Raw genomic sequence first — 25,013 nt, 5'->3', positions numbered from 1 at the left:
TGTGATTTATGAATATTGATATTGAATTAAAGAGGCTTCACAGAACCGCCAACTACTTTGGCACCAAACTCTTTTTCTAATTGCTGAATAAATGGATCGGCAGCAATCATTTGCTCCGCATTCATTCTTTTCTCTTGATGAATCTGGGCATCAACCTTCGCAACAGTCTTGCCTTCTACCTCACCCTTCTCAATCACGATCTTGACGGGCTTGCCAAAGTGAGCAGTAAGTGCGTCAGCTAAGCGACCAACAGATGCGTCAGAAGCTAACTGCGGCATTGGCGTCACAATCGTTGCACGTACTCCAGACGCCGAATCATTCCAATCTTGCAACTCTGTCTGAAACGCTAACTGCTGCACCATGCCTTTAACGGGTAACTGGCGCATCAAGGCATGCCAATCAGGACGCTCTGCTGAGTTACCTGCAGCAGCAACAGGTGCTGAAGCGGCAGGTGACGGGGCTGGAGCTGGAGCTTTTGCTGCTGGCGCAGGAGCAGCTGTTCTAGCTGCTGGCATTGAAGGTGCTGGACGAGCAGTATTTATTGGTGGCGCCGAGGGTGTTGATGGTGTTGGGGAAGAGCCTCCTCCACCATTGCCTGGGCGAAACGCTAACATACGTAATAGCGTCATGGCAAAGCCAGTTTGCTCATCAGGGGCCAGCGATAAATCTGGACGACTTGTGATTGTGATTTGATAGAAGAGTTGCGCTTCTTCTTTTGTGAGCTGGCCTGCCAAGCGACGAATCTCGCCTGCCTCTGGCCAATCTTCTAAAACGGATTCTGGGACAACTTGGGCTGCTGCAATCTTTTGCAACAAGCTGGATAGATCTTGTAATGCTAATGAGAAAGACATGCTGCGCTCACCCATTTCATTTGCAACTGCAAGCAGGCTTGCACCATCTTTAGCAATCAAGCAATCGAGAATACGAATGAGATAGGCATCATCTAATGTGCCAAGCATACCGCGCACAGATTCTTCGGTGACTTTGCCGGCAGCATAGGCAATCGCTTGATCGGTAAGGGATAGCGCATCTCGCATAGAACCTTGAGCAGCTTTTGCTAAAACACGCAAGGCATTCACTTCGCACTCGACGTTTTCTGCAGCGAGTACTTTTTCTAAATGCTCAACAATCAGGGGTACTGGCATTTGCTTGAGATTGAACTGCAAGCAACGCGACAGAATCGTTACCGGGATCTTTTGAGGATCAGTGGTCGCCAGAATAAATTTGACGTGCTCTGGAGGCTCTTCCAGAGTTTTGAGCATGGCATTAAAGGCATGATTGGTGAGCATATGCACCTCGTCAATCATGTAGACCTTATAACGCGCATTGCTGGGTGCGTAAGCCGCTTTTTCTAGGAGAGCGGCAATATCGTCCACACCACGATTACTTGCAGCATCCATCTCAATGTAATCAACAAAGCGGCCTGCATCGATTTCCATACAAGCTGGGCATTTTCCGCAAGGCTCTGAAGTCATCTTGCCGGAACCATCAGATCCTGTGCAATTGAGGGCCTTAGCCATAATTCGGGCAATTGTGGTCTTACCTACTCCACGAGTACCCGTAAATAGCCATGCGTGGTGCAGGCGACCTTGATCCAAAGCATGGGTTAAGGCCTTAACCACATGGTCTTGGCCGACTAATTCAGAGAAGGTTTTGGGGCGCCACGAACGGGCTAATGCCAATGCTGTCATGTCTTACATTCTAACAAGCTAAAATGGAATTGGATGGGCCTCCCCGCATGGTGGGTTGGATAACCTGGTCAGGTCGGGAACGAAGCAGCCAAACCCAATTCTGTCAGTGCCGGGGGTTTGGCTCATCCACCCTCCCCAATGGAATGCCCTAAGAGCAAGCTGGCTTACTTCTGTAGCTTTTTAGCCCCCCGCTGCCCTGAATTCTCTTTTAATTTCTTAGCAAAAGCAGCCCTGCCTTCAGCCTCGGAAACGATCCTTAACTAGCGTTAATAAACTTTCTGCCTGCGTAATTGCTTCTGACGTCAATGCATCCGAAACTAGATCTCCTGAATAATCGATAGCGTTTCTTTGCTTGCGCAACTGATCGAGCAATATGAGTGTAGTTTTATCCAGACCGATAGTTAAGGGCAATGCCTGCAACATGAGCTGATGATGTCCTGCCTTACTAGTTAGCACCCTATAGCCTTTTGCTTGCAATGCTGCTTTGGACATTTGCATAATAGCTTTATAAGCTAAATCAAAACGACTTTCATTGCTGATGGTTTTTAATTTAGCGTCTTGCAAACTCGACTGCGCAGCTTCAATGAGCCTGCGAATCATTAAGCGATCGATTTCTATTGAATCAAGACTGATTCCGACTAGATTTTGTAGGGTGATCTGAGGCCTCATTAGTGTGGAGTTGTTGCTCATCCCCAATAATGAAGAGCTTTGGCTTGCTCAATACATCATGGATGAAGGCTCCATTATCTTTCACCAACCTGCTCCACTCTTTAGCAGCATAGACCTTAGGGTTAATCTCTCTTCCCAATTGCTCTTGCAAGGGATGCAACAGCAGAACAACTTCTGCATAACTTACTCCACCAATGAACATGAGATCAATGTCACTTTTAGCATTTACCTTTCCACTCGCAACTGATCCAAATACAAACGCGCTTTGTATTTTTTCACTTAAAGGTAACAAGGCAGCAATCAATACATCACTTAAGCCACTTGTCTTACGCAAAACATTGGCGAGGTCTACGTAAATTGGACACTCTTGATTTGCTTGGTAATGATTTTGATTGCCTACTTTCTGAACTGTAAGTAAACCCACCTCTAACAACTTATCCATTTCCCGCTTAAGAGTGCCTGGCACAGTTGTAGTGAGTCGAGCAATTTCACGCAAATAGTAGGAGCGCTCTGGATGAAGAAGAAGCAAGCCCAATACACGGCTGCGATATTCGGTGAAAAGTACGGATGAGAGTGTCGACATACCCTAAATATTGCACTAATGTTGCTTAATTAGCAACTATAGTAGCTTTTAAAGCAACATTAAGACCAAATCAAATAGAGGGTCTAAAAGACCTTCAGAATCCTCAATATTCCCCAAATCATCCAAATGATTGCCAGAACGAGGACGGTCCTAGCGTCTAGCTGGATCTTAAATAGCTGTAGCTGCCTGTGAGAACACTCAATAGAAACGCGCAAAGCTGACCTCCTAAATATAGAAGAGTTCAGCGTAGAGGCTTTAGAGAGCAATAGGTAGAGAATAGGGATGAAATGGTCGTAGGAAAGCATTACACCTTCCTAAGCCCAACCCATCGCTATTACTTTTGTGAATCCGTATTGCGGCCTTGCGTTACTTTCTTACGCATGAATGCCGGCTTAACTGATTCCTCCATCATGCAGAACAGCACCGTGTCATCTAAATCGGCAACACGATTCTTGAGCTTGTCAGAGGAATACATTAATTCTTTTTCCATTGCCTCGTGATCACGTCGCTCTAGCAATGTGCGTAGGTAGCGCACTGTTTCGGCTAACCAGGGGTTCTGAAAGCACTTAAGAGCTATTAAGCAGCCACAAGGTCTGATCGCCATCCTTTATTGCGCACTTCTCTGGCTACAATCTTTTGATTAATGAGGCGCTCTACGGCGCTAATTCGGCTAACGACAGAACTAACAGTCTGATTACCATCAGCATGAGCTAAATACAAGACTCGGATCATTTTGTCCGCCCACTTAGGCAAACGTCCATGCTTTTCCCAGCGCGCTATTGACTGTGCATCGGCACCCATCAAAGCTCCCAGCCCCGCCTGAGATAAGAGCATTCCTCCACTACGGATATACCGAAACTCTATCCCACTTAAGGAGCTCGCTTTTGTAGTCAATGCCAAACAAATGGCTTTGCTTAGACCCTCTACATCATGAATCGCCACACCTTTCCCGTAAGGCGTTGAGCGCACTTCAAAGCCATTTTGAAGCCAAACATTTTTAAGGCCACCATCAGTGTAATGATGCATTTTCTTATTCATGTAATCTCGTAAACTGTAATAATAATCAACCCCTCAGATGGAATCTCTACGCTCACTATGGCTGCGATATTCATACCAGCGCTATAACGCTCCATCTGACATTTAATTCCAGAATGTTTTAGATCTGGCTCCGGCTCTCTTTTAATTACCCCACATCTCAGAACATCAAACAACATTGAATTAGTAATATGACGTTCACGCATTCTTAAGCTCGCGTGCTGTGTGACAGTCACATTAATCGTTTGTATTGCAGCCTTGCGTATATGCCTCTGAAGCTGCGCCCGAGAAATCTTACTCATGGGCGCTACCTATTATTTTGATAGGTAGCCATAATATATCATTTTGATAGGTATAGCGCATAAAGGCTTATAAATAATAGTTGGGAGACCATTTTAATAAGACCTATACCCCAATTTATTGGAGGGATTCTTAATTCCCTATTAGCAACCCAGACTTTTCTCTGCACTCATCACAATAATATTTGCAGCTTCTTTCCCAAGCTTTAATACCCAACTTCTTAGTGCACCAGTAGCAGTAGAGATTGGTTGAAGGAATAAACTTTCTTTTCGCTAAATCTATAGCCAGTTCTGCAACTTCATTTTGAGATAGATCTACTGCAACTACTTTGGGCTTAAGCTGCGCTATGAACCACCGCCAAGCTTTAGGTATCAGCCGATAGCGAAAAACTGCATAAATCGAAATCACTCCCAGAAGAATGGAGGCTACTATCACAGGGTTTTGCGCCATCTAATCCAATGCAGCCAGCGTAACTATGTAGGCAATATATAGACCAAGCAGCGCAAGAAGGTACCCGCTTGGGGTCTCATCTTTTTAGCACCTTACTACGTTAGCAGGTTGCTGTGGCGACAAAGCCATCTCTTGATGTAGGTTTGAGTATGGGTGCTTTTTTATTCAAAGTCAATTGTGATAATTAATTCAAGGCACAATAGGATTACTCAATAATTTATACCCACAAACACCTTATGACCCAAGCCATTATTTTTGACGTAGAAGCAACCGATAAGAACGATGCCGTCATTATTGAAGCTGCTTCACTAGATGTCACTTCTCTCAATCCCTTTGAAGTCGGCAATCCTTGGGTCCAGCGTTACAACCCCGGCAAGCCTATTAGCTTGGGTGCTCTTGCTACACATCACATCATGGATGAAGAGCTGGTCAATTGCCCGTCAAGCAGCTCTTTTAGATTGCCAGCTGGCACTAAATATTTAATTGGTCACAACATTGATTTTGATTGGGTTGCGATTGGCAAGCCTGAAGTTAAGCGCATCTGCACCTTAGCCCTTGCACGTAGTCTTTGGCCTGAGCTCGATAGTCATACTCAAAGTGCGCTTCTGTACTTCTTCGAGCGCGATACTGCTAGGGACCAATTACGCAATGCACATAGCGCATTAGCTGACGTATGGATTTGCTCCAAGGTTGTTGGAAAAATTATCGACAAGCTGCACCCCGTCTCTTTAGATGCCCTATGGGAAATGTCTGAGAAAGCACGCATTCCGACAGCAATGCCCTTTGGTAAACACAAGGGTGAGCTCATTAGCCAAATGCCATCAGACTATAAACAGTGGATGTTGCGCCAAGACAATGTCTCTGAATATCTGCGCAAAGCTTTAGAAGCCAAGTAAGTATTTTATTTGTGTCGTTTTTTAGCAATTGTTTTGCGCTTCATAGACAAAATAATTCCTTCTTTGGTAGACATGTCATCACAAATTACTCAGACTTCGCTCAAGCATTGGATCTGCGGAGCGAAATAGGAATTTGATTACCGCACATTTTTAACCCGCTCCTCAGTCTTTGGGTCACAAACCTAACTACGCCTAGGAGGTAATGATGCGATTTCATCACTTTAATAATGAAGAAGATGATTATTTCAATGAGTATGCTGATGGCATTAAATACGACCTATTGAAAGACCGTCTGCATTGGCAACACAAAACACGCAAAGATATCTATCTAGAGTATCGATTTGGTGACGATGATTGTGATTTTGATTTCTAACCAAATCATCCCAAAAGAATTAGGGAATAAGGAGTCCGTGATTTCCTTATTCCCCCCAAAAAAACCTGCTACAACATTTTTTTAAACTTATGTACTACTGGGATCTGTGATTTAATCCCTGATTTATGGCACTTTCATGACGCTTGGTGTTTTTTAGCACTGCGCAATAGGACAGCACCATAATTATTGCTAATGAGATGCCGTTAAAGTTATTCAATAGGTCCATTTTTTCTTCCTTTACGTGTTAATTGCTACTAAAAATTCAGAATACTGAGCCAAAAGCTCATGAAATGAGCTAGTAAAAAATGGTGGTTTTTTGTTTGAAAATTTCATATTTTTTAACGTGCTATGGGCAACTCATCCCACCTCGTGGTGTAGTTCGGCGACCGATTGTTTGATCTCATCTGCCACTCTTCTTTAGAGTGATTGGTTCCTGCGGCTGCAGATCTGATGAATGCATTGCCAAAGCGCGTGTTGATCTCATCTACCGCTTTCATCAAATGAGCAGACTTACCTTTAGTCTCGATATCCTCAAACAAGGATTGCTGAGCTGTTGGCTTATCGCTAATCAGATTGAGGATGACGCCTGCTTTCTTGTAACGGAAGTTTGCTTGATAGATTTGCTTGAGACCTGCTAGCGCTGCATTAGTTAAGGTCAGCGTGTTATCCGTCGGGTCCGCCAAAGGAATCGTGACGCTTTGGTGATACTGTGGTTCGTTTTGCTTAAACGGATTGGTCTGAATAAATACGGTGAGCGCGCCCGTAGTGCTATTTTGGGTTCTGAGTTTTTGAGCTGCACGCGCTACGTGAGTGGCAACCGATTCTGCAAGCTCTACCTGGCTAGTCACTAACTTACCAAAACTGCGTGAGGCAATAATTTGTTGTTTGGCTGGCGCTACTTCTTCTAGTTGCAAGCAAGATGTGCCACGCAGTTCATAACAGAGGCGCTCCATCACTACGCCAAACTGTTGACGCATGGCTTGCGGCGAAGCTTGCAAAAGATCAAATACGCTCATAATATTTTGAGCTTTGAGTTTCTTGGCGATTTGCTTACCAACACCCCAGACCTCGCCTACCTCAGTCTCGCTCATCCACTGATAGAGCTCTTCTTTTGCCATGGCATTGACATCACACACGCCAACGAACTGCTTGTGCTTCTTGGCCAAGTGATTAGCCAGTTTAGCCAAGGTCTTGCTAGCGCCAATGCCTATACAGACTGGCAAGCCAGTGGTATCTTTCACTTCCTGTTTAATCTTTTGACCTAATTCAATTGTGTCTTGATACTGTTTTAAGACAGCCTCGATTTGCAAGAAGCTCTCGTCGATGCTGTAAACCTCTAGGTTTGGCGTGAATGCTCTCAGCACCTGAACTACACGACTGCTCATGTCGCCATACAAGGTGTAATTAGATGAGTAAGCCTGAATGCCATGCTTCTTAGCGAGATCCTTCATCTGAAACCAAGGTGTTCCCATCTTCACGCCAAGCGCTTTAACTTCAGCACTACGCGCTACAGCACAGCCATCGTTATTGGATAGCACCACCATCGGCACTTCTTCTAACTTAGGCTGAAATACGCGCTCACAAGAAACATAAAAGTTGTTTACATCTACAAGTGCGAAGAGTGGAGTTGATGTAGTTTGTGAATTGGAGTTCATCTCACTTCCCCTCTTTGTTGTATCTGCCGCTAGCATTGCTGTACTTACGAACCACTCCAACCACTACACCCCAGATTTGTAACTCGCTGCCTTCGTTAAAGGTAATAGGCTGATAGTTTGGGTTTTCTGGTTGGAGCTCAATACGACCGCGCAACTGATAAAGGCGCTTGATGGTGTACTCGCTATCTACAACGGCAACCACAATGTCTTTATGTTTTGGCTTATGAGCTTTATCAACGACGACCTTATCGCCATCACAAATTCCGGCGCCCAGCATGGAATCCCCCTTCACGGTAAACATGAAGGTGGCCGGCTTGTTTTGGACCAGGTAATGGTTCAGATCGAGGCCGTCTTCGGCGTAATCTGCTGCTGGACTAGGGAATCCAGCTGACATCCGGTGACTTAGGAGCTTGAGCTCATAGGCGGCAAAATGGCCTGCCAAGGCTTGTGGTGCCTGGCTCAGGGTTACTTTTGCGGGGTTTATTACTTGTGTCATAGCCATTAATATACTGTATGTTTATACAGTATATATAAAAACCACAGAAATAAGGCTATTTTTGTTGTTTTGGGGCTATGAATACCCTCCCACCCCCTCTCACCCCTCTTTCTCTAGCCATAAACCCCGAGTACCCCATGGTTGTATTAGGGCCTAGGAATTGCATAATGGTCCTAGAAGTTATTCAGGAAGTTATCCCTGAAATAGCTCATATAAAAAGAACAGTAGGGGACACATGAAGACGTATCAGATTGCGTCCGTCCCAGGCGACGGCATTGGTAAAGAAGTTATTCCAGAGTGCGAAAAGGTATTGAATGCCTTAAGCAAAAAACATCCTGAAGTCGCTTTTGAATTTGAGCACTTTGATTGGGGTGGTGATTACTACCGCAAGCACGGCATCATGATGCCCGAGGATGGTCTTGAGCCTTTACGCTCCAAAGACGCTATCTTGTTTGGCTCTGCTGGCGACCCCAAGATTCCGGATCACATTACTCTGTGGGGCTTGCGCCTCAAAATTTGTCAGGGCTTTGATCAATACGCAAACGTACGCCCTACTCGCATTCTTCCTGGCATTGAAACGCCACTACGTAATTGCAAACCAGGTCAACTTGACTGGGTGATCGTACGTGAGAACTCTGAAGGTGAGTACTCCGGTGTAGGTGGTAGGGCCCATCAAGGTCACCCTATTGAGGTTGCTTCTGATATGAGCATCATGACTCGCGTTGGAGTGGAGCGCGTACAGCGCTTCGCCTTTAAGTTAGCGCAGTCACGCCCTCGCAAGCACCTCACCGTAATTACCAAATCCAATGCGCAGCGCCATGGCATGGTGATGTGGGACGAGATTGCTAATATTGTTGCTAAAGACTTTCCGGATGTGACTTGGGATAAAGAATTAGTTGATGCTGCTACTGCACGCATGGTCAACCGCCCCGAATCTTTAGACACCATTGTTGCAACGAACTTACATGCCGATGTCCTGAGCGATTTAGCAGCTGCCTTGGCTGGTAGCCTGGGTATTGCACCCACTGCCAATCTGGATCCAGAGCGCCGCTATCCATCGATGTTCGAACCGATTCATGGTTCCGCTTTTGACATTATGGGTAAAGGCCTTGCTAACCCGATTGGCACCTTCTGGTCAGCAGTCATGATGCTCGATTTCCTGGGTGAGAAAGCCCTTGGCGCAAAGTTGATGGCAGCCATCGAAAAAGTGACAGCCAATCCAAAACTACACACTCGTGATTTAGGCGGCACAGCGATGATGAGTGATGTTACTAATGCAGTCATTGAGGAGATCTCTAAATGAAGCTGTTTAAATTACTAAGTAGATTTCTGAGTATTGGCCTGGTCTCACTTGGCTTGTTATCCGGCGCGTATGCTCAACCTTTCCCCGATAGAACCATTCAGTACATCATCCCCTTCCCCGCTGCTGGCGAGTCTGATTTAGTGGCGCGCTATCAAGCCGACATCTCCGCTAAGAAATTTAAGCAACCGATGGTAGTGATGAACCGCGCTGGCGCCGGTGGCGCGCTGGTATGGAGCACTCTGAATACCTACCCTGCCGACGGCACAACGGTAGTGGGTGTAAATATCCCCCACACCATCTTGCAGCCGCTACAAGAGGGCATTCAGTACAAGACGGAAGACATTAATGCGATCTACTACTACCACTTCACCCCTGATGCTTTGATGGTGTCTGCAGATAGTCCTTACAAGACCTATCAAGAATTTATTGCGGCCGCCAAAAAAGATCCCGGCAAGATGACGCTTGCTGGATCCGCACAGTTCTCAGCTAACCACATGGCAGTCGAGCGCCTCAATAAACTGGCTGGCGTCAAAATTACTTACGTTCCCTTTAAAGGCACAGGTGATTTGATTACTGCCTTAATTGGCATGCACGTTGATGGCGCGATGGGTTATCTACCTTTGGCTATTCAGCAAAAAGGGAAAGTACGCACGCTAGCAATTGCTACTGAGAAACGCAATCCCGCCTTACCAGACGTGCCAATTTTTAAAGAGCTTGGTCTGAACTGGGTGGATGGTGCGTATCGCGGTGTTGCTGTACCAAAAGGCACTCCACTGGTGCTCCAGCAAAAAATGTCTGACTACTTTGCGAAACTCAATGCCGATCCTGAAACTAAGAAGAAGCTAGAAGATGCTGGCTTTGTGATTGTGGATGTTCCTCTGGCAAAGATGCCCGCATTTATGAAAGAGAAAACAGCTCAAGCTATGGATGATGCAAAGAACGCTGGGATGATTAAGTAAGGCTTTAACTTCCTTAAATAAAAAACCACCGCATATTCGGTGGTTTTTTATTGGACGCTTGCTTTCTGTATTAGCAAAAAGCAAATGCCAGAATCGCGGGATCATCCAGAAAAGCATTAGATAAGTAAATGCTAGCGCGATAAAGCCACGGATTTACTTCATTAATGATTTGTGAAAAATATTCCATGACTATATTGTAAGGGCTATTTAGCCACCTAGGTAATCGGACTTACCAACCTCTACCCCGTTATGGCGCAGGATGTCATAAGCAGTAGTCACATGGAAATAGAAGTTTGGGATGATCCAGGTCAGCAGATATTGCTCGCCAACAAACTCAAAGTTCCACTCTTTAATTGAGAACTTAATTTCTTTTGCTTCCGTGCCATCAATTTGCTCTGGTTTGAGACTGTTGGCAAAAGCAATGGTTTGAGCAATGCGGTCTTGTAACTGGGGAAAAGTAGTTTCGTTATCCTCAAATTTAAGTGGCTCAACACCAGCCAGGCGCGCCATGCCATTTTTCACTTGATCACAAGCAATTTGAACTTGCTTGGATAGTGGAAACATATCTGGAGCAAGACGACCCTCTACCAACGTTTTACTATCAAGGCCCTTAGCGCTTGCAAACTCTTCACCCTTTTTGAGGATATTCGAAAGATTGGTAAGCATCTTTGTGAGTTGCGGAATTGATGCTTGATACATTGAAATTGTCATAGTGCTCTCTCCACCTTCTTAGTTATTCTTACACGTCGCTCATAAAATCACCACCGCCATCATCCCAAGAGCTCGAACCACCATCATCCCAAGAGCTTGCATCATTGACGCCAAAGTTGGCAGCATCTGGTGCTTGACCGCCTACTTGGTTAAAGTCGTTATTGAGGTTTGGATTTGGGCGTTGATTACCGCCCATTAAATGACTTGCCAAAGCTTCACCAGCAACCATACTAGCACCGAGTGCTGCACCAGTCGCTAAGCTACCCATTAAACCACCGCCCATACCAGATGCTGGTGCGCCTGGGTAACCAGGCGGATAGGTGCCAGGCGCTCCTGGTGCCCCTGGATATGGTCCATTTGCAGTCGGCGCGTTATAAACCTCCACTGGCTGCTGGCGCTTCCTCATAAAGAAGATTACGCCCGCAACCAAGATAGCAATCAAGATCCAAAAAACTGGGCTAGTAAAGATGGAACTTGCACCCGCATTAGTATTAACGTTGCCCGGTGCTGTACCTGCACGTAATTGCGCTTGGAGCCTTTGTACAGAATCAGGTTGAGCAAATGGTAAACCTGGCGCCAGATTTTCTGCTTGTACAAAAGCGCTTCTTGCAGCATCTAACTTACCTTCTTTGAGGTAAAGCTCAGAAGCCATGTAATGTGCCTTGCCGCTATTAGGATGATTTTTCAAGACCTCTTGCATCATGGCATCCGCTTTTGCCAATTGCCCAGATTCAATTGCTTGATAGACCTCGGGCAAAGTAGCTTCTGCAAAAGCAAGATGACTCGTTAGTAATAGCGCGCTTGCGAATACACCAACAAACAACTTGAGTAAATTACCCATTTTCATCATGACTCCCCGTGAAATGTTTTGCTGCGAATTTTATTATCGCCAGTTTAGGCATTTTTGCTATTCATCATCCATATGGGGGCTTTTACGGGAAATTCAAGGGCATGAACACCCCCTTCACACTCCTTGCTACCCTCTTCTTTAGATTGAAATTCCCATAATTTTTGTAGTTATATTAATTCATTAATGCTATGATTTAACGTAACTACAATATTCCCGATGAAATTCACTTATGATTCGGCAAAAAATGATTCAAACCTCGCAAAACATGGCCTTCCGCTCTCAGATGCAAAGATACTTGATTGGGATACAGCCTTTAGCTGGATCGATGAAAGAAAGGATTACGGTGAAGAAAGACGGATTGCTTTGGTGTTAATGAATGAACGCCTGTATTGCGTGATTTATGTAGAGTCAAAAATAGCGATGAGAATTATTAGTTTAAGAAAAGCAAATAACCGTGAGATGAAAATCTATGAAGAAGAAGCTAATTAGACTGAGTGTCGAAGAGGATGCCGCAATTACTAAGGCCGCCTTATCTGACCCCGATAACCCGCCTATCACGGAAGAAGAGTGGAATGCGATTAAACACAGAGTCGTTCGCGGCAGGGGAAGACCTGCGGGTAGCGGAATTAAAGAACAAGTTACCCTAAGGATTGATAAGGATGTTTTAGATTTTTATAAATCTAAAGGTGAAGGTTGGCAAACATTTATCAACCAAGTGCTTGGTGAAGTGAAAAGAGAATCCAAATCAATATCTACTGTTGAAAAGAAGTTGAGTAAAGGCACTTTAATGACCAACAAATTCAAGGCCGCAGCTTAAGGATTTACCTTACTTCGACTATCTCGCCCTTAGACGAAATCAAGTAAGCCTTGTTTGGTTTATCTGTTCTGATGCGTGTGAGTTCAGCTTGGTAGCCCTGTAATTGCTTACGGTACTTTTCATATTTCTCGCTACCCATCTCCGGGATGGTGAGCTTGTAATCGATGATGGCCAAATGGTCGCCAAACTCCACCAAGCGATCCATGCGATAGCTCTTGCCATCCTTGCTAGCGATATCTAGTTCATTCCACGCTTGTAGCCATTCACCTGAGGCAAGATAGCGCTTAAGTTCGGGAGCCTCTAGTACTGTTTTTGTGCGAGCGATCAGCGTTTTTGCATGCTCCTCATCTACCCCTAGCCAATTCATGAGCTCTTGCTCGCTTGGCATAGGTGGCTTTGCTTCATTACTAGAGTCTGGAGTGAGGAACTCGAGTAACTTATGGAAGTTTGTGCCCTCTTCTAGGATTTCTGGATCGGGATTGCCTACTTTCTCATCTTCACCGGCAAATACTTCAACCGTCACACCGCTCTCGATGTCAGACAGCATTTGCGCATGACTTTCTTGCGCAGAGTCCCAGTCCAAGACAAAATCCTCAACTGCGTTTTCTTGCGCAGGTTTGATGGCCTCAAACTCCTCCTTAGCCACTACTTGCTCACCTACCTGATACACAGACAACTCAGCTTTGCTCGCCTTGCCATACCAAGAAGCTTTATCCAAGCCACTGGGATTATTGGTAGTAGGCTTTTGGGCATCACCACTAATCCATAGACCTTGACGTGCACGAGTCATGGCGACGTAAAGTAGGTTCCAGTTTTCTTTTTCACCGATTTGCTTCTCAGCCTCATTGATTTCGGCGCGGGGGGTAGTTAATGTTTTAGAGGTAAACAGGGATAAATGGGATGGACTCTCTTCTTGAGGCACCCAATCAATTAAGACGCCGCTGTAGTCGACATTAGTGTCAGTATTGTTCGCATCGAGTATGATGACAAATGGCGATTCCAGCCCTTTAGCGCCATGAATTGTCATCAGGCGCACGCGCTTATGGCGATCCTCCTCTGACATCTCGCTCTCTTCATCTACTTCAACCAAGTTGTCATCACTAGCCGCATCGACATCACCTTCATCGGGTGTTTCATCATCATCACCGCGGCGTTTGGTATTCATCTCCTGAATAAAACGACTCAAGCTTGGGTATTGACCGCCATCTTGATTGAGTGCGACCTCTAGGAATGCATCTAAGTTCGCCAATACCTGTGGACGGTCCAACTCCTGACAGACTGCGGCATATTTAAGTCGCACATCACCTTCTTGATAAATGCGATCAAGCAGGTCATGAACTGGCAAGCGCTCGCCCAATAGGCGCCAATGCTGGAGATAACGCGCAGCTCCTTGTAGCTTTGCATCCTGACTATCTTGCAATGCATCCCACCAAGAACGGTATTGACCAGAAGTCATTGCTATAGCCAATTGCTGCATTTGTTTTTCTGCAAAACCAAAAATGGGGCTTCTGAGAGCCTGAGCTAACGGTAAATCATGCCGAGGCGTTAGCAATATAGTAAGCAAGGCAATTAGATCGTCGACCTCAAGAGTATTGAGTAAGCCACCAAGGCGTGGACTTTCGTAAGCAAGCTTTACATCACGCAGGGCTCTTTCATATTGAGGTAAGTATTTACGACACTTTACTAGCAACAGGAAATCACTTGCTCTAGCCTCACGCCAAATTTCCTTAGCGCCTTCTTTATCAGCGACCTTGCGTGTAGCAATAACTTCTTTAATCAGGCGTGCAACCAACTCACCCTCATGCTGACGCTGAATTACTCCAACCGTTTCACTTGAATCAGCAATCGCCCCATCAAATGCACTGCCCTCTCGCAATTCCTGCGTCTGCTCTGCATAAGCAATCAATGGCAGCAAGTAAATCTCGCCTTGCCCAGCATAAGCGTCGGCAGGCTTACTCTCATCTGGGGTGGACCACAGCGTTTGCTGCTCTGAATACGGGTAGTCAGGAGGTACTTGCTCACCCTGAAAGATTCTATTAACAGCGCTGTTGATTTCGGGGGCGTTACGGCGCGTTTTATCCTGCTCAATGTAAGCAGCATCATGACGTTGATGTAAAAACTGCGCTGCACTTACAAACAATCGAGGATCGGCACGGCGAAAGCGATAAATTGATTGCTTTGGATCGCCTACGATAAAAACTTTTGGCCGTTCATCACCTTCGCTATAGCCCGCTAACCAAGCTCGCAGAATTTGCCACTGCAATGGGTTGGTATCTTGGAACTCATCCACCAAAATTTGTTTGTACTTTGCATCAAGGCGCGATTGAAGATAGGCTGCGTGCTCAGGCTCACCCATCAATAAGCTAACGCCAACCTCTAAATCGTCAAAATCACGTACGCGCATATTCTCTTTTTGGGCGTTGGCGTGCGCCATCATGGATTGATTCAAGGCAAACCAGGCTTCATTAATCGAAAAGACTTCCTGCTCTGCCTGCCAGAGAAGGTATTCCTCAAAGGTGTGGCCCCAGTTTTGCTTGATGACAATGTAATCACTTATGCGATCTGCTTTACCTTCATTATTTAAGAAGGTTTCCAAAACATTCAAAATCGTATCGTTACCACTGCGGTACTTCACAGGGCTTTTCGTCAAAAAGACATCTTGCAAACTCTTGGCAACATCCATCACGTTGCCGCTACCCTTTTTACAGGCTAGGGCCGGCATTAAATTAGCCAATAGCTTTTGATCATTGGTACTGCTATTTTTAAAGCAATACTCCAAAAACTCGAGGTCAGCTAATGCATTAGGCGCATTCCACGTAGCCAGTAATGGGTTTGGCATATTGAGTTTATGCAGAGATTGCTTTAGTTGCTCAATTGGAGTAACGCCAGTTTGATGGCATTTCTTAGCAAAGAAAGTCCATGCGCCTCTTTGCTTAAAGAGACTACCTTTACCCATTAAGAGTTTTTGCGTCTCGTGAGAGCCTAAATATTTGAGCAAGACGTCGTAATGCGCCTTGAGCTCTGGCGTGAGATCACCCCACCAATCATCAAGACACTCCTCTTGGAGTCTCTTAGCATCTTCACGCAACTTGAACCCCGGCTGAATGCCAAGTGATACCGGGGCCGCGCCAAGTAACCTTCCAAACCAGCCATGAAAGGTATCGATCACAATCGGCTGTGGGTTTGCAAGCACTTGCTCATACAGCGCTTTAGCTTTGGGCAGGCACTTTTCAGCCTGCTCTTTTTCCATTCCTCTAGCGGTGAGTTCCTTGATCAAAGAGGCATCATCACTTTTAGAAAATTGTTCCAGCAATCCATATAGTCGGTCACGCATTTCTTGCGCTGCTTTTCGCGTAAACGTTAGCGCGAGGATTTCTTGTGGCTTCACATCGTCGAGCAACAGCCGTACCAGCCGTGCAACTAGCAGCCATGTCTTGCCGCTTCCTGCGCAAGCAGAAACAATCACTGAGCACTGCGGATCACAGGCCAGCTTTTCTGAGTAAGCTTGTTTGCTTGGGAACGCACTCATGTGATCACTCACCAAATCCCCTTCCTGCAAATACCTCTTGCTTCGCAGTATTGGCAGACTCCTTCAGGTGCAAATGCTTGCATTGGCTTTTTAGCCCAGAGTTGCTCTACATCTTCTGTTATTTGCTGGTTGAACTGCCGCATTATTGCTGGCATATTGGCTACCTCTTGGCTGCGTGCAGCCTTTTGCTCGCCCTTAGAGATGTCGGCCTTTAAGGCCACCCATTCAGCTTGCGTAACTTGATGCCCCGTTAACTTATGGCTTTCCTGGCCTTCATTGGCAGCCCTGGCATAGATCAAGAGCTGAGGATCATCCAAGATATGTTCCGCCCTTACTTTGACTCTCTCAAAGCGTTGATTTTTGTAATCAATCACTGAAGCAATCTTGCTGTTATCCATATTGACATCATAGCGATCAGCAAAACCTTCAATACGAATCATTTTTAGATTGCCATCGGCATCCTTAAATGGCAGATTAAAGCCAACTTTTATCTCACCATCATAGTATTGCCAACCTACTAGCTCACGTTGCAATTGCCACTCTACAAAACTGGGAATTTGTTTTTGCCAATCCCTTAATGCGCCCATAACTCTAGCGTCACCCTCAATCAAAGCGGCAAACTCTTGCTCTGAATACATGCTTAAGTTTTTCTCCATCCAGGCGCGTCTCTGATTTGCATCGTCCTTAATTGACGGATTGGTATGTTCGTGAGTTTTAAGTGCTTGATAGAAACGCTTCAGCAGTTTGTGTAAGGTTTGCCCCGCTAACGAGGCATCAAAGCCTTCATCAAACTCTTTGTTCTTGCGTAAGCCTAATAGACTGCGCACGTAGTAACGATATGGGCAATCTCGCAGAGCCTTATAGGCACTAGGGCTCATTGATGGCGGCATCGGCAGATCTTCTTCAAAATGCGCAACCGCCATCTCCATGGGCATCGGTTCAAAAGCACGTTTTTTCAATTGAGCTGGAATGGCTTCCCACTTAACTAGATTTTGCAAACGCTGTATCCATGCCGATGGTCTGAGTGGTTCTCCATTATTGCTTTTGCTTTGCCAGAGCAAATCAACACTGGGACATGACACTAGCAATTGCGAAAGATCTCTAGCCTGCTGCACAAACTGCATCGCTATCGTAGAGGTCTTCAATAACTGGTTGAGCGCATCTGAGAAAAATAATGGTGGCTCTGAATAAGCTGGCAACTGCTGCTCATCGCAACCTACAACAACCACCGCTTCAAAGTCACGCATACGTGTTGAGCTTAAAGGCAAAATGCTCAGTGTGGCTTTGACCTCTTTACCAGCCTCTTGATAGCTCGCGCCTTCAATAACTGTTTTCAGCAAACTAAGCCACTCACTCAAACGAATAGAGGTTTGTTGGTATTGCGTCTTACTCAAATCAAATGTCTTTAGCACCTCTAGCAATTGCTTGCCTGCCGAGTCTTTTTCAAGACTCTGATCCATGCCAGTCGCTTGGAGATTAGCCTGCAACAGCTGATAGGCCGTATTGCAATCAACCTTAAGAGTCAGCCACTCATGATGACGCTCTCGAGCAAACTGCAATAACTCAAATAATGCTGCGCTTGGCATCACGCCAGAGGTTTTTGCCGCATTCGCTTGCGCGCCCTCAATGGCTAGATGAAAGGTTTTCCAGCCAGATTCTGCTTTGCTGCCAACCAAAATATCTTCGAGCTCTGCAATCAGTCCAACGCAGGCTTCTGCATCTCGATTCAGAATCTCGCCAAGATCTAAAAATGGGTTTTGCAAAAACTCGAGCAAGGTCTTCGCGCTCGGACCATCCTTGGGTGCCTTAATAAGCTCCAACCAACTATTGAGCGCGGCAGCGGCACGCGTAGTAGATAACTTCCAACCGGTTTCATCACGGATATTGAGTGACGGTCCCAAGCGTGAAAGTAGTGCACGCGCCCTTCTTGCCACCAAACGATCTTGCGCAACTAGTGCCAAATTGGTTTTACCGTCAATGAGATGTTGCTCAATTGTTTTAGCAGCAGCCCAGGCTAATTCTTCAAAACGTTTTGCGGCAATAAGTCGCCAGCCTTTACTTTGAGCGCATTTTATATTTTCTAATGCTTGAGTGCTTGCTTGTTCACGGTCTTCAGCCCCAATAGACTCAGGCCATAATCCTACGTCATGCCAATCCATCTTTACCTCTATTACTGGTGCGTACTGGGCATACTCATTCAGCAGTGCACCAATGATTTCTTGGTCTATTGGTGTTGGATCAGCCGTCTCCACCCACATCAATGGCCTTGCTGGATTTGCACTCTTACTTGCATCGAGATGAGCGGCTATTGCAAACTGATTACGAAAGGCTGGATCACTCATGCTTGCGGTATAGCGCCAAAACTCGAGTAAGACCTTAGTCTCTTGATCAACTACCTTGCGAGCCATTCCTGAGTAGACTTTAGCAACCGTGCTATCTAATAATGCTTGTGCCTCACTAAGGCAAAGCTCACCAAGATTGCTTGCTTGGTTTTCATTGTGTTGAATGAATTCATGAATCTGTTTTTGCAGCTGTGGACTCACTGCGGTTGATAAGGTGTCACACGCCTTCACAATCGCTTGGGCCAAACCCCATGCGCCAGACTCAGTCTCCGCCTTAAACCATACCTGCAAACCTTTATGTTTACGCAACGTGGCATAGACACCTAACCATCTTTCCAAATCACTTTGCTTCTTCGGAAACTTCCATGCGCCTGGTGCAGCTTCCAGCCAATCCGTAAAACTGATAACTTGAGGTAAGAATGCGATGGTGTTGGCAAGATCTTTTGGACGGTTTAGTTCAAGAGCTGCTCTCACCCCAATGAGTGGTCCCGCTGTGCTTAGCACTACTAAAGGACGCTGATTGGTTTGCACTGCACAATCCCAAATACCTTTAGCCAATTGGGTAAGCGCTTGGCTATTGGGCGTAATTGCCCAAGCCTGTGGCTGCTTTTGGTCAGAAAGAATGGGGAACGGCTGGGGCATTAATTGGGTAATTTATCTATTTTGAGCAGAACGTTCCGCTTATTGCTAATATAAGCGTTGTAACGACATAATTAAATAACTCACTAAATAAGTCTAAATAAGGAATTTTCATGAGTGCCGGCATTAAATATGTAACTGACGCCTCTTTCGAACAAGACGTCCTCAAGTCCGATAAACCTGTTCTGCTCGATTTCTGGGCTGAGTGGTGCGGTCCTTGCAAAATGATTGGTCCGATCCTGGAAGATCTCGCTGGGGAGTATGGAGACAAGATCCAGATCGCAAAAATGAACGTAGATGAGAACCAAGGCGTTCCTGCCCAGTTCAATATTCGCGGCATTCCTACCTTGATCCTCTTCAAAAATGGCACCGTGGCTGCTCAAAAAGTAGGCGCTTTGGCCAAATCCCAGTTGACTGCATTTATTGATAGTCATCTGTAAATAGTCTCAGATCACAGGTTCACCAGCTGAGCCTGTGGTTTTTACCGCTTTAAACGCTTGTCACACCCCTTTTTTGGTGTAGTATTACCCAAACGCACTAATCAGTGCCCCGATTTTCAGCAATTTACATCCCCCTTCTTTTAGCAAATTCCAAAATTCTGTTTTCCCATATCTGCTTGATCTAAATCAGCGCAGCGATACCCCAAAACACAATCCCCATTCAAATTTATATTTATCAACACCCGAGAACCACATGCAATTAACTGAACTCAAAGTCCTCCACGTATCCGCCCTGCTCGAAATGGCGGCTAGCTTGGAGATTGAAAACACTCAACGGATGCGCAAACAAGAATTGATGTTTGCCATTCTGAAAAAACGTGCGAAGGCTGGTGAAACTGTTTTCGGCGATGGCACTTTGGAAGTATTGCCTGACGGCTTTGGTTTCTTGCGCTCTCCTGAGGCCTCTTACATGGCTTCCCCTGACGATATTTATATTTCTCCTGCGCAGATCCGTCGCTTTAACTTACATACCGGTGATAGCGTTGAAGGTGAAGTACGTACCCCTAAAGATGGCGAGCGTTACTTTGCATTGGTCAAAGTAGACAAGATCAACGGTTTAACGCCAGAAGCTCTTAAGAACCGCATCATGTTCGAGAACTTAACGCCGTTACACCCAAATCGTGTAATCAGCTTAGAGCGTGATATCAAGGCCGAAGAGAACCTTACTGGCCGCATCATCGACATGATCTCCCCGATTGGTTACGGCCAACGCGGCTTGATCGTAGCTTCACCAAAATCTGGTAAGACCGTGATGATGCAGCACATTGCTCATGCAATTGCAGCCAATAATCCTGAAGCGATTTTGATCGTACTGCTCGTTGACGAGCGTCCTGAAGAAGTAACTGAGATGCAACGTTCCGTTCGCGGTGAAGTGGTTGCCTCTACCTTTGATGAGCCAGCAGTGCGTCACGTTCAAGTTGCTGAGATGGTGATTGAAAAAGCCAAACGCTTAGTTGAAATGGGTAAAGATGTGATCATCTTGCTTGACTCGATTACTCGCCTTGCTCGCGCATACAACACAGTTGTTCCTTCATCAGGCAAAGTACTCTCTGGTGGTGTGGATGCCAATGCATTGCAGCGTCCAAAACGTTTCTTCGGTGCTGCTCGTAATATTGAAGAAGGTGGTTCATTAACCATCATCGCTACTGCATTGATTGAAACCGGTAGCCGTATGGATGACCTCATCTATGAAGAGTTCAAAGGCACTGGCAATATGGAAGTTCACCTAGAGCGTCGCTTAGCTGAACGTCGTGTTTACCCATCTATTAACCTCAATAAGTCTGGTACCCGCCGTGAAGAGCTCTTGGTTAAAGCTGAGAATCTCCAGAAGATCTGGGTATTGCGTAAATTGCTGGCAGATATGGACGATATCGAGGCGATGAACTTCATCGTAGATAAGCTCAAATCCACCAAAAACAATGGTGAATTCTTCGACTTAATGCGTCGCGGAGGCTAATTTAGCCGCCCTTAAAGGGTATCTAAATAGGGATTTACTGCAAATGGGGGCTTTTTAGCCCCTTTTGCACACCTAAACAGCGCTTTGCTGTTGATTTCATGGCATAATTTCGCTTTTGCTACATCTGTGGCTGCTTTTAAAACCTGGGAAAGTATTTCAGTCAATTTGGCTAAAACGGCTACCCGCTCATAGGACTCAACATGAAACCTGGCATTCACCCCGAATATCGCGAAATCGTCTTTGTAGACGTTTCCAATAACTTCAGCTTCAAGACTCGCTCCACTATGTCCACTAAAGAGAAAATCAAGTGGGAAGATGGCAATGAATATCCATTAGCCAAGATCGAGACTTCATCTGAATCACACCCTTTCTACACTGGTACCCAGAAAATTATGGATACCGCTGGTCGTGTTGAGAAATTCCGTCAGAAATTCGGCACTAAAGCTGTTGCTAAAGCTACCGGTGACGGCGCTGCTAAAACAGCTGAGAAAAAAGCTGCTGCTGCAGAAGCTAAAGCTGCTGAAAAGCCAGCTAAGAAGAAGGCTTAACCCACCTCTATTCGCGGGGTATGTTAAATACCTGCTCTGCGAGATAATCAAGGCAGCGTTTGCTGCCTTTTTTATTTTTAACTTCACCCATGGTCAAACTTACTGCCGCCGCCACTAAATCCATTCCGCGCATTGTTATTTTTGCGTTGACCTTGATTTATGGTTTTGCTGGCCTCTTCTTTCGCGACCCCTGGAAGAACGAAGATGCGATTGGCTTTGGTGGCATGTGGGCCCTCTTTCGCGGTAACTCGATTGACTGGATTGTTCCGCACCTAGCTGGCCGCGACATCTCACTTGGTACGCCCCTGCCATATTGGATGGGTGCCACATTGATTAAATGGTTTGGCCCATTTATTGGGGCTGCTAATGCTGCGCGTTTATATGCGGCTATTTGCTTCTTCGCTGCCGCACTGGCAATTTGGTACGCAACCTATTTATTAGGACGTCGTCGTGAAGTTCAGCCAATGGCATTAGCTGTTGGCGGTCAGCCCGACCTAAAGAGTTACGGCATGACCCTAGCTGATGGTGCGCTACTGATCTTTTTGGCATGCGTGGGTCTTGCACAGCGTGCCCATGAAACCACTCCCATGATGGCGCAGCTAATGGGTATCAGTATCGTCCTGTACGGCACTGTTCGCGGCTTGGATAAACCTTGGCAAGGCGGCTTATGGACTGGTCTTGGCATCGCTATCGTAGCGCTATCCTCTAATCTCACACTCAGCTTAATCGTCGTGACCTCCACCATCATTGCCGTGATCGCTAGCAATGCCAAGTTACGCTTTCGTTGGACACTGACAAGCACTGTTCTAGGTTTAATTGGTTTTGCGATTTGGCCTCTTATTTGGTATCTATCCGATCTACCTGTGCAGTGGCGACACATTGCTGAAGAAGGCTGGCGCAATATGCCAGAAATGCGCACCACCCCATCAATCGAATCACTAAGTTTCTTAAGCGTGAACTTTTGGGCATATGCTTGGCCAGTCTGGCCTCTCGCGATTGTTTCACTAGCCCATTGGGGTCGCGTTAAGGAAGCGGGCGCATGGCGCGCTCCACATCTAGCCATCCCATTAAGTCTATTTATTGGCAGCTTCATTTATGTACTGTTCCGCTTAGAGGCGAATGAACATGACTTGATGATCTTGATTCCAAGTCTTTCTATCATTGCCGCATTTAGCTTACCAGTTCTAAAGCGCAGCGTGATTAGCTTTATTGATTGGTTTGCGATGTTCAGCTTTACGCTGATTGCCTTGGCTATTTGGATTGTTTGGTTAGCAAAGGTGACAGGCTATCCAGAGACTACTGCAGCCAATATTGCACGTTTGCTACCAGGATTCGAAAGTCAATTTAATGCATTAGCATTTGTAATTGCTCTCGCAATTACTGGCATATGGTTGGCGGTAGTACGCTGGAGAACTTCGCACGCCCCTAAGGAAATTTGGCGCTGTCTCATCATCTCAGCGTCAGGCACCACATTGATGTGGGTTCTACTGATGACTCTGTGGTTACCAACCATTAACTTTGCCAAAACCTATCGTCAAGTTTCTGCACGTTTGGCTCAAGTGGTTCCGTCAGGTGGCGGCTGTATTAATACCAGCAACCTCGGTTTTGCACAACTAGCCTCTTTTGAATACTTCTCTAAACTCAATTTTCGCGATGATCCTAATTGCCCATGGATGCTGACCCACAGCCAATCAGAAGCAAAAACATACGCACAACTAAACAATAAAAAACTCACCCTACTATGGGAAGACCGTCGCGCAGCTGACCGTGATGAGCGCCTGCGACTTTACGAAGTCATCCCAGAATAAATCGTGCTGCACTTTAAATTAGCGCGTCTACGCGAGGATATTCCCTCCTTACTAAAACTAGCCGGCCCTTTATTGGTTGGTCAGCTTGCTGTCATTGCTTTTGGTGTACTAGATACTGCTATGACTGCACGTTATTCGGCTGATGATCTTGCTGCGCTTGCCATGGCTTCAGCCATCTTCATTAGCATTTACGTTGGCTTAACTGGAGTCATCTCAGCTCTCGCACCAATCGCCGGTCAACTCTTTGGCGCCAAGCGCTTTGGAGAAATTGGTGAAGAAGTTCGACAAGCAACCTGGCTTGCTTTAGGGCTGACCGTGTTGGGCTGTTTTGTTTTACTTAACGCTGATCACTTGCTAGCCATCTCACAAGTGAATGATGCTATCGAAGGCAAAGCGAAGCTATATCTCAATATCTTAGCAATCGGCCTGCCAGCTAGCATGGCAATGCGCGTATTGATGGCGCTACATAACGCTGTCTCGCGCCCTACGGTAATTACAGTGATTCAAATCATTGGTCTTGCCCTAAAGCTACCGTTAAATCTGCTATTCATTTATGGTGGCTTAGGAATTGAGGGCATGGGCGGCCCAGGATGCGCTGTGGCTACCGTCATCATTAACTGGTCTGGCTACTCATGACTCTTGGATTTGTTTTATTTGATCGCTTTTACAGACCATTTAAGATCTTTGCCCGCTTTAGCCTGCCGGATTGGCATCGCATTTGGACATTGCTCAAACTAGGTGCTCCGATTGGCTTTAGCTATTTGATTGAAGTGACTTCTTTCACTTTTATGTCTTTGTTTATTGCTCGTCTTGGAACTACCGCATTAGCTGGACATCAAATTGTGGCCAATATGGGGACCGTCATTTATATGGTGCCACTATCACTTTCCATCGCAACGATGACACTGGTATCCCAATCGATTGGCGCCAATAAACCTGAGCGTGCCGAAGAGATTGGTTGGTCATCCGTCTTGTTTACCACTACGCTTTGTATCAGCATCGGTATTGCCGTCTGGATATTTAGAATTCAGTTGCTAGACTTATACGATCCACCAGCAGAGGTGAAGGTGTTCTCTGTTCCCCTCTTCTTATTTATAGCCTTCTATCAAGTATTTGATGCTCTTCAAGTTACCGCAGCATTTATTCTGCGGGCCTATCGTATTGCGTTTTTACCTATGGTAATTTATGCCGGCTCACTCTGGGGCGTAGGCCTTGGTGGTGGCTACCTAATGGGCTTTAATGTATTGGGTAATACACCTGCATTCTTACAAGGCGCCAATGGCTTTTGGGCTGGCAATAGCTTGAGTTTGGGCTTGGCTGCTTGCTTCTTGCTCTACCTCTTTAGAAGAACGGCGGAGCGCTATGAGAAAACGCATCCGCCAGTAGAGGTTTAATCCAAACTA

General features: G+C 45.9%; 22 protein-coding genes, 1 other RNA gene, 1 pseudogene and 1 riboswitch. Of the genes and pseudogenes, 12 read left to right on the top strand and 12 right to left on the bottom strand.

Annotation, left to right across the window (positions count from 1 at the left end; all coding sequences use genetic code 11):
• Positions 1–26 precede the first annotated feature (26 nt).
• Complete coding sequence (gene dnaX / locus ICN48_RS01685) at positions 27–1,691, bottom strand: DNA polymerase III subunit gamma/tau (protein WP_216152014.1); 1,665 nt, start codon at positions 1,689–1,691, stop codon at positions 27–29.
• Positions 1,692–1,723: 32 nt separating this feature from the next.
• On the opposite strand from dnaX, the gene ffs reads away from it, so the two are divergent.
• An RNA gene (gene ffs / locus ICN48_RS01680) (signal recognition particle sRNA small type) lies at positions 1,724–1,821 on the top strand.
• Between the two features lie 107 nt (positions 1,822–1,928).
• On the opposite strand, the gene ICN48_RS01675 is transcribed toward ffs, so the two are convergent.
• The 5 genes from ICN48_RS01675 to ICN48_RS01655 all read right to left on the bottom strand — a co-directional run bounded on the left by ICN48_RS01675 (position 1,929) and on the right by ICN48_RS01655 (position 4,280).
• On the bottom strand, positions 1,929–2,291 hold the full coding sequence (locus tag ICN48_RS01675; protein ID WP_216152013.1) for a DNA-binding protein: 363 nt from the start codon (positions 2,289–2,291) through the stop codon (positions 1,929–1,931).
• Between the two features lie 22 nt (positions 2,292–2,313).
• Positions 2,314–2,943: a nucleotidyltransferase domain-containing protein gene (locus ICN48_RS01670; RefSeq protein ID WP_216152012.1), complete on the bottom strand. Its 630-nt coding sequence runs from the start codon at positions 2,941–2,943 to the stop codon at positions 2,314–2,316.
• A gap of 334 nt (positions 2,944–3,277) precedes the next feature.
• A complete protein-coding gene (locus ICN48_RS01665; protein WP_216152011.1) occupies positions 3,278–3,478 on the bottom strand; it encodes a hypothetical protein in 201 nt (66 codons plus the stop codon).
• A 41-nt stretch (positions 3,479–3,519) separates the two neighbouring features.
• Positions 3,520–3,981 carry a DNA-binding transcriptional regulator gene (locus tag ICN48_RS01660; protein ID WP_255539411.1) on the bottom strand — a complete coding sequence of 154 codons (462 nt, stop codon included), beginning with the start codon at positions 3,979–3,981 and terminating at the stop codon, positions 3,520–3,522.
• Positions 3,978–4,280: a DUF4258 domain-containing protein gene (locus tag ICN48_RS01655; protein ID WP_216152010.1), complete on the bottom strand. Its 303-nt coding sequence runs from the start codon at positions 4,278–4,280 to the stop codon at positions 3,978–3,980. Before ICN48_RS01655 ends, ICN48_RS01660 begins: the two co-directional genes overlap by 4 nt.
• A gap of 494 nt (positions 4,281–4,774) precedes the next feature.
• A riboswitch (SAM-I-IV-variant riboswitch) is annotated at positions 4,775–4,872 on the bottom strand.
• Positions 4,873–4,964: 92 nt separating this feature from the next.
• On the opposite strand from ICN48_RS01655, the gene ICN48_RS01650 reads away from it, so the two are divergent.
• Together ICN48_RS01650 and ICN48_RS01645 are read left to right on the top strand one after the other, a co-directional pair.
• The gene (locus tag ICN48_RS01650; protein ID WP_216152009.1) at positions 4,965–5,624 is read left to right on the top strand and encodes a 3'-5' exonuclease; all 660 of its coding nucleotides are present in this window, start codon (positions 4,965–4,967) and stop codon (positions 5,622–5,624) included.
• A 202-nt stretch (positions 5,625–5,826) separates the two neighbouring features.
• A complete protein-coding gene (locus ICN48_RS01645; RefSeq protein WP_216152008.1) occupies positions 5,827–5,997 on the top strand; it encodes a hypothetical protein in 171 nt (56 codons plus the stop codon).
• A gap of 338 nt (positions 5,998–6,335) precedes the next feature.
• On the opposite strand, the gene ICN48_RS01640 is transcribed toward ICN48_RS01645, so the two are convergent.
• Together ICN48_RS01640 and ICN48_RS01635 are read right to left on the bottom strand one after the other, a co-directional pair.
• Positions 6,336–7,652, bottom strand: coding sequence for a Y-family DNA polymerase (locus tag ICN48_RS01640; protein ID WP_216152007.1), 1,317 nt, complete (start codon positions 7,650–7,652; stop codon positions 6,336–6,338).
• Position 7,653: 1 nt separating this feature from the next.
• Positions 7,654–8,154: a LexA family transcriptional regulator gene (locus ICN48_RS01635; protein ID WP_216152006.1), complete on the bottom strand. Its 501-nt coding sequence runs from the start codon at positions 8,152–8,154 to the stop codon at positions 7,654–7,656.
• 229 nt (positions 8,155–8,383) lie between these two features.
• Here ICN48_RS01635 and ICN48_RS01630 point away from each other — a divergent pair, with 229 nt between their 5' ends.
• Positions 8,384–9,451 (top strand): tartrate dehydrogenase, encoded by a 1,068-nt coding sequence (locus tag ICN48_RS01630; protein WP_216152005.1) that lies wholly within the window; start codon positions 8,384–8,386, stop codon positions 9,449–9,451.
• Positions 9,448–10,410 carry a tripartite tricarboxylate transporter substrate binding protein gene (locus ICN48_RS01625; RefSeq protein ID WP_216152004.1) on the top strand — a complete coding sequence of 321 codons (963 nt, stop codon included), beginning with the start codon at positions 9,448–9,450 and terminating at the stop codon, positions 10,408–10,410. The genes ICN48_RS01630 and ICN48_RS01625 overlap by 4 nt, the downstream gene beginning before the upstream one ends.
• Positions 10,411–10,617: 207 nt before the next feature.
• Here the strand turns inward: ICN48_RS01625 and ICN48_RS01620 are convergent, their stop codons facing one another.
• Both ICN48_RS01620 and ICN48_RS01615 read right to left on the bottom strand, forming a co-directional pair.
• A complete protein-coding gene (locus ICN48_RS01620) occupies positions 10,618–11,121 on the bottom strand; it encodes a DUF1993 family protein (protein ID WP_216152003.1) in 504 nt (167 codons plus the stop codon).
• Positions 11,122–11,149: 28 nt separating this feature from the next.
• The gene (locus ICN48_RS01615; protein ID WP_255539410.1) at positions 11,150–11,971 is read right to left on the bottom strand and encodes a tol-pal system YbgF family protein; all 822 of its coding nucleotides are present in this window, start codon (positions 11,969–11,971) and stop codon (positions 11,150–11,152) included.
• Between the two features lie 216 nt (positions 11,972–12,187).
• Between ICN48_RS01615 and ICN48_RS01610 the strand changes: the two genes are divergently transcribed.
• Complete coding sequence (locus ICN48_RS01610) at positions 12,188–12,460, top strand: BrnT family toxin (protein ID WP_216152002.1); 273 nt, start codon at positions 12,188–12,190, stop codon at positions 12,458–12,460.
• Entirely contained in the window at positions 12,441–12,788 is a 348-nt protein-coding gene (locus ICN48_RS01605; protein ID WP_216152001.1) for a BrnA antitoxin family protein, read from the top strand. The genes ICN48_RS01610 and ICN48_RS01605 overlap by 20 nt, the downstream gene beginning before the upstream one ends.
• Before the next feature lie 4 nt (positions 12,789–12,792).
• Here ICN48_RS01605 and ICN48_RS01600 read toward each other — a convergent pair whose 3' ends face one another.
• Both ICN48_RS01600 and ICN48_RS01595 read right to left on the bottom strand, forming a co-directional pair.
• Positions 12,793–16,329: a UvrD-helicase domain-containing protein gene (locus ICN48_RS01600; protein WP_370624120.1), complete on the bottom strand. Its 3,537-nt coding sequence runs from the start codon at positions 16,327–16,329 to the stop codon at positions 12,793–12,795.
• Positions 16,326–19,301, bottom strand: coding sequence for a PD-(D/E)XK nuclease family protein (locus ICN48_RS01595; protein ID WP_216152000.1), 2,976 nt, complete (start codon positions 19,299–19,301; stop codon positions 16,326–16,328). Before ICN48_RS01595 ends, ICN48_RS01600 begins: the two co-directional genes overlap by 4 nt.
• Before the next feature lie 110 nt (positions 19,302–19,411).
• Between ICN48_RS01595 and trxA the strand changes: the two genes are divergently transcribed.
• The 5 genes and pseudogenes from trxA to ICN48_RS01570 all read left to right on the top strand — a co-directional run bounded on the left by trxA (position 19,412) and on the right by ICN48_RS01570 (position 25,004).
• Positions 19,412–19,738 carry a thioredoxin TrxA gene (trxA, locus tag ICN48_RS01590; RefSeq protein WP_216151999.1) on the top strand — a complete coding sequence of 109 codons (327 nt, stop codon included), beginning with the start codon at positions 19,412–19,414 and terminating at the stop codon, positions 19,736–19,738.
• 253 nt (positions 19,739–19,991) lie between these two features.
• A complete protein-coding gene (gene rho, locus ICN48_RS01585) occupies positions 19,992–21,254 on the top strand; it encodes a transcription termination factor Rho (RefSeq protein ID WP_216151998.1) in 1,263 nt (420 codons plus the stop codon).
• Positions 21,255–21,454: 200 nt separating this feature from the next.
• Positions 21,455–21,802, top strand: a complete 348-nt coding sequence (locus tag ICN48_RS01580; protein WP_215293968.1) for a type B 50S ribosomal protein L31 — start codon at positions 21,455–21,457, stop codon at positions 21,800–21,802.
• An 89-nt stretch (positions 21,803–21,891) separates the two neighbouring features.
• The gene (locus tag ICN48_RS01575) at positions 21,892–23,610 is read left to right on the top strand and encodes a glycosyltransferase family 39 protein (protein ID WP_216151997.1); all 1,719 of its coding nucleotides are present in this window, start codon (positions 21,892–21,894) and stop codon (positions 23,608–23,610) included.
• A 3-nt stretch (positions 23,611–23,613) separates the two neighbouring features.
• Positions 23,614–25,004, top strand: a pseudogene (locus ICN48_RS01570) (MATE family efflux transporter).
• Positions 25,005–25,013 lie beyond the last annotated feature (9 nt).

Source organism: Polynucleobacter sp. JS-Safj-400b-B2 (assembly GCF_018881975.1).
GTDB lineage: Bacteria > Pseudomonadota > Gammaproteobacteria > Burkholderiales > Burkholderiaceae > Polynucleobacter.
Note: the sequence above shows the minus strand (reverse complement) of the source record. Positions and strands in the feature narration are given on the sequence as shown.

What these genes read in the sequence shown, in the direction of transcription:
- dnaX (WP_216152014.1), bottom strand. Translation starts at nt 1,691, where the DNA reads ATGACAGCATTGGCATTAGCCCGTTCGTGGCGCCCCAAAACCTTCTCT.
- ICN48_RS01675 (WP_216152013.1), bottom strand. Translation starts at nt 2,291, where the DNA reads ATGATTCGCAGGCTCATTGAAGCTGCGCAGTCGAGTTTGCAAGACGCT.
- ICN48_RS01670 (WP_216152012.1), bottom strand. Translation starts at nt 2,943, where the DNA reads ATGTCGACACTCTCATCCGTACTTTTCACCGAATATCGCAGCCGTGTA.
- ICN48_RS01660 (WP_255539411.1), bottom strand. Translation starts at nt 3,981, where the DNA reads ATGAATAAGAAAATGCATCATTACACTGATGGTGGCCTTAAAAATGTT.
- ICN48_RS01655 (WP_216152010.1), bottom strand. Translation starts at nt 4,280, where the DNA reads ATGAGTAAGATTTCTCGGGCGCAGCTTCAGAGGCATATACGCAAGGCT.
- ICN48_RS01650 (WP_216152009.1), top strand. Translation starts at nt 4,965, where the DNA reads ATGACCCAAGCCATTATTTTTGACGTAGAAGCAACCGATAAGAACGAT.
- ICN48_RS01645 (WP_216152008.1), top strand. Translation starts at nt 5,827, where the DNA reads ATGATGCGATTTCATCACTTTAATAATGAAGAAGATGATTATTTCAAT.
- ICN48_RS01640 (WP_216152007.1), bottom strand. Translation starts at nt 7,652, where the DNA reads ATGAACTCCAATTCACAAACTACATCAACTCCACTCTTCGCACTTGTA.
- ICN48_RS01635 (WP_216152006.1), bottom strand. Translation starts at nt 8,154, where the DNA reads ATGGCTATGACACAAGTAATAAACCCCGCAAAAGTAACCCTGAGCCAG.
- ICN48_RS01630 (WP_216152005.1), top strand. Translation starts at nt 8,384, where the DNA reads ATGAAGACGTATCAGATTGCGTCCGTCCCAGGCGACGGCATTGGTAAA.
- ICN48_RS01625 (WP_216152004.1), top strand. Translation starts at nt 9,448, where the DNA reads ATGAAGCTGTTTAAATTACTAAGTAGATTTCTGAGTATTGGCCTGGTC.
- ICN48_RS01620 (WP_216152003.1), bottom strand. Translation starts at nt 11,121, where the DNA reads ATGACAATTTCAATGTATCAAGCATCAATTCCGCAACTCACAAAGATG.
- ICN48_RS01615 (WP_255539410.1), bottom strand. Translation starts at nt 11,971, where the DNA reads ATGATGAAAATGGGTAATTTACTCAAGTTGTTTGTTGGTGTATTCGCA.
- ICN48_RS01610 (WP_216152002.1), top strand. Translation starts at nt 12,188, where the DNA reads ATGAAATTCACTTATGATTCGGCAAAAAATGATTCAAACCTCGCAAAA.
- ICN48_RS01605 (WP_216152001.1), top strand. Translation starts at nt 12,441, where the DNA reads ATGAAGAAGAAGCTAATTAGACTGAGTGTCGAAGAGGATGCCGCAATT.
- ICN48_RS01595 (WP_216152000.1), bottom strand. Translation starts at nt 19,301, where the DNA reads ATGCCCCAGCCGTTCCCCATTCTTTCTGACCAAAAGCAGCCACAGGCT.
- trxA (WP_216151999.1), top strand. Translation starts at nt 19,412, where the DNA reads ATGAGTGCCGGCATTAAATATGTAACTGACGCCTCTTTCGAACAAGAC.
- rho (WP_216151998.1), top strand. Translation starts at nt 19,992, where the DNA reads ATGCAATTAACTGAACTCAAAGTCCTCCACGTATCCGCCCTGCTCGAA.
- ICN48_RS01580 (WP_215293968.1), top strand. Translation starts at nt 21,455, where the DNA reads ATGAAACCTGGCATTCACCCCGAATATCGCGAAATCGTCTTTGTAGAC.
- ICN48_RS01575 (WP_216151997.1), top strand. Translation starts at nt 21,892, where the DNA reads ATGGTCAAACTTACTGCCGCCGCCACTAAATCCATTCCGCGCATTGTT.